8 protein-coding genes, 2 tRNA genes and 2 rRNA genes are annotated in these 7,892 nt (G+C 47.9%); 6 read left to right on the top strand and 6 right to left on the bottom strand.

Annotation, left to right across the window (positions count from 1 at the left end):
- The 4 genes from J3L11_RS02890 to J3L11_RS02875 form a co-directional block, all read left to right on the top strand.
- Nucleotides 1-110: ribosomal RNA gene (locus J3L11_RS02890) — 23S ribosomal RNA — on the top strand; the annotation flags it as partial.
- 219 nt (nucleotides 111-329) lie between these two features.
- Nucleotides 330-405 (top strand) — tRNA-Val (locus J3L11_RS02885).
- 36 nt (nucleotides 406-441) lie between these two features.
- Nucleotides 442-557: ribosomal RNA gene (rrf, locus tag J3L11_RS02880) — 5S ribosomal RNA — on the top strand.
- Between the two features lie 302 nt (nucleotides 558-859).
- Nucleotides 860-936 (top strand) — tRNA-Trp (locus J3L11_RS02875).
- 161 nt (nucleotides 937-1,097) lie between these two features.
- Here J3L11_RS02875 and J3L11_RS02870 read toward each other — a convergent pair.
- Entirely contained in the window at nucleotides 1,098-2,156 is a 1,059-nt protein-coding gene (locus tag J3L11_RS02870) for a type I restriction endonuclease (protein ID WP_207569939.1), read from the bottom strand.
- Between the two features lie 215 nt (nucleotides 2,157-2,371).
- Complete coding sequence (locus J3L11_RS02865; protein ID WP_133040684.1) at nucleotides 2,372-2,848, bottom strand: Dps family protein; 477 nt, start codon at nucleotides 2,846-2,848, stop codon at nucleotides 2,372-2,374.
- 177 nt (nucleotides 2,849-3,025) lie between these two features.
- Between J3L11_RS02865 and J3L11_RS02860 the strand changes: the two genes are divergently transcribed.
- Together J3L11_RS02860 and rimI are read left to right on the top strand one after the other, a co-directional pair.
- A complete protein-coding gene (locus J3L11_RS02860; RefSeq protein ID WP_207569938.1) occupies nucleotides 3,026-3,358 on the top strand; it encodes a DNA polymerase III subunit psi in 333 nt (110 codons plus the stop codon).
- Entirely contained in the window at nucleotides 3,358-3,819 is a 462-nt protein-coding gene (rimI, locus tag J3L11_RS02855) for a ribosomal protein S18-alanine N-acetyltransferase (protein WP_207569937.1), read from the top strand. The genes J3L11_RS02860 and rimI overlap by 1 nt, the downstream gene beginning before the upstream one ends.
- A gap of 58 nt (nucleotides 3,820-3,877) precedes the next feature.
- On the opposite strand, the gene lipA is transcribed toward rimI, so the two are convergent.
- The 4 genes from lipA to J3L11_RS02835 all read right to left on the bottom strand — a co-directional run bounded on the left by lipA (nucleotide 3,878) and on the right by J3L11_RS02835 (nucleotide 7,748).
- Nucleotides 3,878-4,843: a lipoyl synthase gene (lipA, locus tag J3L11_RS02850; RefSeq protein WP_133040681.1), complete on the bottom strand. Its 966-nt coding sequence runs from the start codon at nucleotides 4,841-4,843 to the stop codon at nucleotides 3,878-3,880.
- Nucleotides 4,840-5,493, bottom strand: coding sequence for a lipoyl(octanoyl) transferase LipB (gene lipB, locus J3L11_RS02845; protein WP_207569936.1), 654 nt, complete (start codon nucleotides 5,491-5,493; stop codon nucleotides 4,840-4,842). Before lipB ends, lipA begins: the two co-directional genes overlap by 4 nt.
- An 83-nt stretch (nucleotides 5,494-5,576) precedes the next feature.
- Nucleotides 5,577-5,843, bottom strand: a complete 267-nt coding sequence (ybeD, locus tag J3L11_RS02840) for a DUF493 family protein YbeD (protein ID WP_133040679.1) — start codon at nucleotides 5,841-5,843, stop codon at nucleotides 5,577-5,579.
- Between the two features lie 117 nt (nucleotides 5,844-5,960).
- The gene (locus J3L11_RS02835; RefSeq protein WP_207569935.1) at nucleotides 5,961-7,748 is read right to left on the bottom strand and encodes an aminopeptidase P family protein; all 1,788 of its coding nucleotides are present in this window, start codon (nucleotides 7,746-7,748) and stop codon (nucleotides 5,961-5,963) included.
- Nucleotides 7,749-7,892: the final 144 nt, after the last annotated feature.

Here is a 7,892-nt window from a genome sequence, read left to right as displayed (position 1 = left end):
ACTAGAGTCCACTAAAGAGCCGTTCGAGACCAGGACGTAGATAGGCAGGGTGTGTAAGCGTTGTGAGGCGTTGAGCTAACCTGTACTAATGACTCGAGAGGCTTAACCATACAACCCAGATGGGTTTCTGGCACTACCTCCCAGGAGGTCGTGAATACCTTGAATGAATGGCAAGACTTGGTTGAAGTAAGAGAACCACTACTGAAAAATGTAACGCAGGCTTGGTGTCAGGCTAACAAAGCTGTGACGAGTGAGGCGCGGCGTGTACAAGAGTACACAAGCACCGGAGCGAGAAAACAATGCCGTTAGCGTGACAGCAGACAAGATAAGGTCGCTTAGCTCAGCTGGGAGAGCACCTGCCTTACAAGCAGGGGGTCACTGGTTCGATCCCAGTAGCGACCACCATTATCAAAGCAACAGCTTTCCAAATTAACGAATTTGCTTGGTGACAATAGCATTGTGGTACCACCTGACTCCATCCCGAACTCAGAAGTGAAACACAATCGCGCCGATGGTAGTGTGGGGTCTCCCCATGTGAGAGTAGGTCATCGCCAAGCGCCTAATACCACAAAAAGGCCACCCTCATCGGTGGCCTTTTTGCTTTTCAGTTATATGTTTAGTTATTCCACAATAACCACCTGATTTAAGTGATTATTGCCACTTATTGTCATGGCACCATTCTGGTGAAATCCGTACAGTTTTTCTGTTTATTTATAGATAAATAAATGTTTCGCTGTAGATCATTAGCGAGAATGACAAAATAACTAATCTTTGTCTGAAAAAACTGCAGTCGGCGCTTGTTATGGCAAAAAGTTCTTTACCTTTTATCAGGGTTTTAGCATAATGCCCGTCGTTCCGTAGGGGTGTAGTTCCAATTGGTAGAACAGCGGTCTCCAAAACCGACGGTTACGGGTTCGAGTCCTGTCACCCCTGCCAATAATTTCAACGGCTTGCATGTTATGTGCGAGCCGTTTTTGTTATTCAGCTACTATCCTCTTCGTAGCCTTGCATCTGCTGTGCAAAGCTATCTGCTGTTAACTTACTATTACACGTTCGTTGATTACAAAGATGATCGCGTCATCATGTAATCAATGAATTCACGCTACATAATGTGCCGCTGTTGCCAATAATTGATCTGCAAATTTGAAAAGATCATCTAGTGATTCGATAGGGTGACGTGTTTCCTTTTTATTTTCATCGAACGTACCGATGTATTTTTGTTTGGTGTTGAAGTGGAGACGACATAGCGGCTTCCGATTATTGTCGTCTAGCAATATACCAAAGTAGCTTTGTTGATCTCGTGACACAATACGGGCAACATCAAGTTTTTGCCGTAGTATGGCTTTGACGATATTAAAACCTTCAATTTCTTCCTCAGTTGTGATGATCTTGTTTTCATCTTCGTCTATTTCCGCATTGGAGCCGTCTGGTTTTGCTTCGTCACTATGAAGTGCTGTCTTTAGTCTGGCGTTAATGCTGTCGTTGATGAATTGGCTGAAGGCTTTAATGGTGAGTTCTGAAAACTGCTGTTTTACTTTTGCCGTTATGGCGCCATCGTAAACTCTTGAAGCAAAAAAACGGACAAAATCATCATCAGGATTTTTAACTTGTTCTTCAATGAGTTTCTTTATCTGACTTAGATACTTATAGTCCCCAGCCGTATTTACAATTGAGTCAAGGTCAAACGATTCCTTAGTGAGTTTTGCGATACCGCTTATGACGTGTTTATCAATATTCAGTAAATCCAACTTCAAGAATGGTTTTTCATCCATCTTATTGGGGGCGTCTATATCAGTAAAGAATTGATATTCAACACCATTTGTGAGAATAGCTATTCTGGCATTGGTAGTGGAAAAGTAACGGAATAATTGCCCTGCATGTTTAATTGCTAATTGCTCACCAAAGCGCTTACATTCGATAAGTACCTGCACTTTTCCATCAATCATCAGTGCATAATCTACTTTTTCGTTGCGTTTGTTTGGTGTGTCTGCTGTGAACTCTGGTACTACTTCCAGAGGGTTAAATATGTCGTATCCAAGAACTTGATTGAGAAACGGCATAATCAGCGCGTTCTTAGTGGCTTCTTCGGTTGTTAGATTTGCAGAAATTGCAGGTATCCGTTTTGCGATTTGCTCCAGTTTTTCGATAAATTCCATTTTATGCCCCAGCTCAATGTGTTAACAAATTGATGCTATAACTTTTATAAACTTTGTCAAAAAACTGTTGTATAAAATGTGAATGGACAAGATGCCTGTCACGTTAAGTCCAATTCGATAAATTAGTGGCGGCATAATCTAAAAGCACAGCGTTTTGCGGTTTACAGCGAAATGAAAAAGCCGCCTTGTACGGCGGCTTGCTGATACTAACAATGTTATTTTGCTAACATACTGCGCAGCATCCACGCAGTTTTTTCGTGTAGTTGGATGCGTTGTGTCAGTAGGTCTGCGGTGGCTTCGTCATCCGCTTGATTGACCAAGGGATAGAGTGCTCTGGCGCGACGAATAATGACTTCTTGGCCTTCCAGCAGCTCCTGTAACATCTGATTGGCGTCGGTGACGCCATTATCTTCTTTGATGCCGGTGACTTTCGCATAAGCGCTATAAGAACCCAGCGCCCGCTCGCCTAGTGCCCGCACTCGTTCAGCGATGATATCTACTGCTAAGGCTAACTCTGTATACTGAGTTTCAAACATCAGGTGCAGGGTGTTGAACATGGGGCCTGTAACATTCCAGTGAAAACTGTGGGTTTTGAGGTAGAGGCTATAGGTGTCTGCCAACAGGTTATTCAAGCCGTTGGCTATTTCCACACGATCAGCCTGATTGATACCGATATTGATTTCTGTACTCATAATATAACCCTCCTTTTTGGCTACCCGTCCATGATAACGTCTTAGCCACAGGATGAAAGTCGATAAAACAGATACCCTTAATCGATATACACTGAAAAAGTATGGGTATCTGATAGTTGTTGGGACAGCAAAATAGAGAACTGATATCCTGTAGTGACAGTAATATCAGGTGTTTTTATGAATAAATTTCTGCATGCCATGGGGATTACTCAGTGGCGTCCAAAGGTGAGTGCAGGCGCTCCTGCGTTGCTATTGCTAGCTGACGATGATCATTCGTTACTGCAGCATCCGCTCGTCATAACGGTGCTAACGCTACTGGGGAGCGCGCCGGAAGCCTGCCAAGTGATTTCTAAGGTGGACGCAGGTGCAGAAGTGTTGTGGTGCTTTGGTCACAGCGACGAAGTTGATGCGATGATATCGACTCCCACAATAGCTGAGTTACAGCAAAGCAGTCAGGCTAAACGTGCCTTATGGCAGCAGCTGTGGCCTCATTTGGATGGTGTGCAGTAATGGCTCAGGTACTACCTATTTCGCTAGAACAATTGCCGCAAATGCTGGCAGTAGAACAGTTGGCGCATCCTTATCCTTGGGATGAGGCAACGCTTAAAAGTTGTTTTGGTCGTTTTTACCAGCAGCTTGGATTGTTTGACGATGATGAACAACTAATAGGCTTCAGTATTCTGCAATGCTTGTTTGAAGAAGCGACTTTGATGAATATCTGTGTGATGCCTAGCTGCCAAGGCAAAGGCTTTGGCAAGCTGTTGCTGGAGCAGACTATTGCGTCGTTAAAGGCGCAATATATTGAGGTGTTACTGTTGGAAGTTCGGGTGAGTAATACTGCTGCTATTGGCCTTTATCGCCATCTGGGTTTTATCGAAACTGGCAGTCGTAGAAATTATTATCACACGGCGAACGGGCGAGAAGATGCACTGTTGATGGAGTTAAGACTGCACTGCGATATTCAGGCATAATCTCCCGAAATAACAAAGCCGCCATCAGGCGGCTTTGTTATCTCAAAGACCCAAGGCGTTACTTAACTTCTTTCCCTTGGGCTTGCAGATCAGCATGGTAGCTGGAGCGTACCAATGGCCCACAGGCGGCGTGAGTGAAGCCTAATTCCACGGCGACGTCATGCAATTCATCGAACTCCTGCGGAGTCACATAACGCTCTACCGGCAGATGGAAGCGGGAAGGCTGCAAGTATTGCCCCAGTGTCAGCATGTTAACACCATGAGCGCGCAGATCTTTTAGCACCTGCACTATCTCTTCATTGGTTTCGCCAAGTCCCATCATCAGGCCAGATTTAGTGGGGATTTCTGGGTGGCGTTGCTTGAATTGTTGTAGCAGGTTTAAAGACCATTGATAGTTAGCGCCTGGACGGGCCTTACGATAATGCGCTGGCGCGGTTTCCAGATTGTGGTTGAACACATCTGGAGGCTCGGTGGCTAATATATCCAGTGCTTGTTCAATACGGCCACGGAAGTCCGGCACCAGGATTTCTATCTTGATATGGGGATTAAGTTTACGGATCTCGCGGATACAGTCAGCAAAGTGCTGTGCCCCGCCATCGCGTAAATCATCGCGGTCCACAGAGGTGATCACCACGTACTTGAGCTTCATATCACGAATGGTGCGCGCCAATTGCAACGGTTCTTCGGGATCGGGTTTTAATGGCCGACCATGGGCAACATCGCAAAATGGGCAGCGACGGGTACAAATAGCGCCGAGGATCATAAAGGTCGCTGTGCCGTGGTTAAAACACTCTGCCAGATTCGGGCAAGAGGCTTCCTCGCAGACGGAGTGCAGACCGTGGCTGCGCAGCGCCTGTTTGATATCCAGAATACGTTGATTGGATGACGGCAGTTTTACTCGCAACCAATCCGGTTTACGCAGCATAGTGTCACGTTCAGACGGGACAACCTTTACGGGAATGCGAGCAACTTTGTCGGCGTCACGCAATTTTACGCCGGGTTGTAATCTTTCTGGCCTGTTCATGACTCTGGTAATCCTTGGTAATGCTGTAATTGCTGATAGCCAAGTCGCTGGCTGAAAATTTCGCTGAAGAGTTTGGCGGCTTCCTCTACCGTAGCAGGACCACCCAGATCTTTACACTGAGTCATTTCCAGTCCGGCGTAACCACAGGGATTAATGCGGTGGAATGGCTCTAGGTCCATATCGACATTGAATGCCACACCGTGGAAGGAACAGCCCCGTCGAATGCGCAGCCCGAGCGATGCGATCTTTTTATCATCGACATAAACTCCGGGCGCATCGGCTTTCGGGTAAGCTTCTATTTGGAAACGTGCCAGCACTCCAACGACCGATTGCTCAATATCGGTGACCAATTGCCGTACACCAATCTTCAGGTTGCGCACGTTTAGCAGTGGATAAGCAACCATTTGCCCTGGGCCGTGATAAGTCACCTGACCGCCACGGTCTACCTGCACCACCGGTATATCGCCGGGTGCCAGGATATGCTCGGCTTTGCCTGCCTGACCTTGCGTAAAGACAGGTGGATGCTCCACCAGCCATAGCTCGTCACGGCTACTATCGTCGCGGATATTGGTATAGTGCTGCATGGCATGCCATACCGTTTCGTAATCCATCTTACCCAGATGGAATACGTGTAGGATTTTCTCTGACAAGGGCAACTTCTCTCCCTGTGGTACTGCCGGCCATTATACCCAGAGTCGGCAAAAATGTAATGCAGATCACATTTTGTGATGTGTTATAACACCCGGCGGACACCCTCGATGGCGGCAAGTTCAGTGTACAGGGTTTCAATATGCTCTTTGCTGGTGACCTGTACCCTGATGGTTACGGACAAGTAACTGCCCTTGCTAGACGTCTTGGATGAGGTGGTGTAGTCACCAGGGGCATGTTTCTGTACCACCATCACCACTTGCTCAGCCAGCTGTTCGCTGTAATCGCCTACCACCTTAAACGGGAAAGACGTAGGAAACTCCAGATATTTATCAAATTCAGTATTCAGCATTGGCATAACTCTCTAAAAACGCTACTGCAGTTTATATGGCGGCAAGTATAACCAAATTCAAGCGCAGGATCTGTAGCAAGCAAGTGGGGGGGAGCCAAAGCTCCCCTGCAAGGGTGGTTAAAGTGCGGCGGTGGCTTGTCGTAGCCAAGTTAAGTCAGCGCCGGCAAGCATTGGTGACAAGGTGGTGTAAACCCGCTGGTGATAGCGATTCACCCACTCAATTTCAGCCTCGGTCATGAGCTTTTTATCAAACAAGCGCTTATCCATTGGGATCAGCGTAAGTGCTTCAAAGCCATATATTTCTCTTTCTGCCCCCGCCAGCGCCGCACAGGGTTTGACCGTAACCAGATTTTCCAGGCGGATACCAAAGGCACCTTCACGATAGTAGCCAGGTTCATTAGATAAGATCATGCCGGGTTCCAACGCAACTGCATTATGGTTTTTGCCGATGCGTTGTGGACCTTCGTGCACACTTAGATAATGGCCAACGCCGTGACCTGTACCGTGGTCATAGTCAAAGCCCTGTTGCCACAGGTATTGGCGCGCCAGAATATCCAGTTGCTGGCCAGTGGTACCTTTGGGGAACCGTGCTTGATCCAATGCGATATGACCTTTAAGCACCAGTGTTACTAGCTTTTTCTGTTCATCCGTTACTGCACCAATGGCGATGGTACGGGTGACATCTGTGGTGCCATCAAGGTACTGTGCGCCGGAGTCCACTAGATAGATGCTGTTCATTTCCAGCATCTTAGGGGTGCCGTTCAGATGATTGTAGTGACACATAGCGGCGTTGGCACCAGCCGCGGAGATGGTGTCAAAACTGGGCTCGCGGTAGAGTGCATGCTGTTTGCGGAAACCTTCCAACTTCTCAGCCAGAGCGGCTTCATCATATAGCCGGCCATTGGCGACTTCGTTATCTAACCAAGCCAGAAAACGACTAACAGCCACGCCATCGCGGATATGACTGTCGATCATCCCCTGCATCTCCGCCGGATTTTTACAGGCTTTCGGGATCGCGACTGGGTCCGCGCCTGCAATCAGTTTGGCACCAGCGGCTTTGGCTTGCAGCTGGCAGGCGGCATTGGCGCTGTTGGGATCGGCCAGGAGTTTTTTGCCTTTCAGTGATGCCAGTGCATGACTGAGTTCAGCTTCTGCTTTAAAACTTACCCCTTCACCCACATGGGCAGCAGTGCCTTGTGGTAATTTATCTAGGTCGGTGAATAAGGTCATTGTGCCATCAGCATAAAGCAGGGCTGTCCCCAGGATCACCGGAATGCGTGGAATATCCTGACCACGCAGATTGAGCAGCCAGCAGAAAGAATCAAGTGCGGTAATGAGTGCTACGTCGGCACCAGCCTTTTTGACCAACTCAGCGATTTCAGTGCGTTTTTGCCGACTGGTTTTGCCTGCCGCGCTGTCACTGAACAGTAATGCCGGTTCTTTGGTGGGGACGGGACGCGGTTGCCAGCAAATATCTACCGGGTTGTCGTTTAAGGCGACGAGCTCAATGCCTACTTTATCTAAGGTAGCTGCTGCCTCATTGAACCAGGCCAAGGTATGGCAACGCGGGTCAACCCCAACTCTGCTGCCGCTGGGCAGATGTTCGGCCAGCCATTGATATTGCGGCATGTCAGTGAGGCTTTCATAGCGGTAAAGCTTGGCATCCACCTGTTGACGCACTTGCACTACATAACGTCCATCAACAAACACCGCTGCGGAGTCTTTCATCACGATTGCCATGCCCGCAGAGCCGGTAAATCCCGTCAGCCACAGTAAACGCTCGTTATGGGCGGGAACATATTCTCCCAGATATTCATCCGCGCGGGGTTGGATAAAGGCATCAAGATTGAGCTTAGCCATCTCGCCACGCACAGCGGTAAGACGTGCAGCAATGTTACTGGACATAGGGACTCCGTGATATACCAGCGTTATTGAGAATGTTCGCCGATTGTCTGTTATCAATATTGTGGCGTTGATTATCGCAAGCAGCTTACCCAATTCGCAAGCAACTGTGTGGCTATCCGGCGCAAATGCATTGTTTGCGATGGT

Origin of the sequence: Shewanella sp. 4t3-1-2LB (genome assembly GCF_017368415.1) — a bacterium.
GTDB classification, from domain to species: Bacteria; Pseudomonadota; Gammaproteobacteria; order Enterobacterales; family Shewanellaceae; genus Shewanella; species Shewanella fodinae.
The sequence above is the reverse complement of the archived record's forward strand: the minus strand, read 5'-3'. Positions and strand labels throughout refer to the sequence as shown.

Bases quoted from the DNA above. Each gene is read 5' to 3' on its own strand.
- J3L11_RS02870 (WP_207569939.1), bottom strand. From the start codon at position 2,156: ATGGAATTTATCGAAAAACTGGAGCAAATCGCAAAACGGATACCTGCA.
- J3L11_RS02865 (WP_133040684.1), bottom strand. From the start codon at position 2,848: ATGAGTACAGAAATCAATATCGGTATCAATCAGGCTGATCGTGTGGAA.
- J3L11_RS02860 (WP_207569938.1), top strand. From the start codon at position 3,026: ATGAATAAATTTCTGCATGCCATGGGGATTACTCAGTGGCGTCCAAAG.
- rimI (WP_207569937.1), top strand. From the start codon at position 3,358: ATGGCTCAGGTACTACCTATTTCGCTAGAACAATTGCCGCAAATGCTG.
- lipA (WP_133040681.1), bottom strand. From the start codon at position 4,843: ATGAACAGGCCAGAAAGATTACAACCCGGCGTAAAATTGCGTGACGCC.
- ybeD (WP_133040679.1), bottom strand. From the start codon at position 5,843: ATGCTGAATACTGAATTTGATAAATATCTGGAGTTTCCTACGTCTTTC.
- J3L11_RS02835 (WP_207569935.1), bottom strand. From the start codon at position 7,748: ATGTCCAGTAACATTGCTGCACGTCTTACCGCTGTGCGTGGCGAGATG.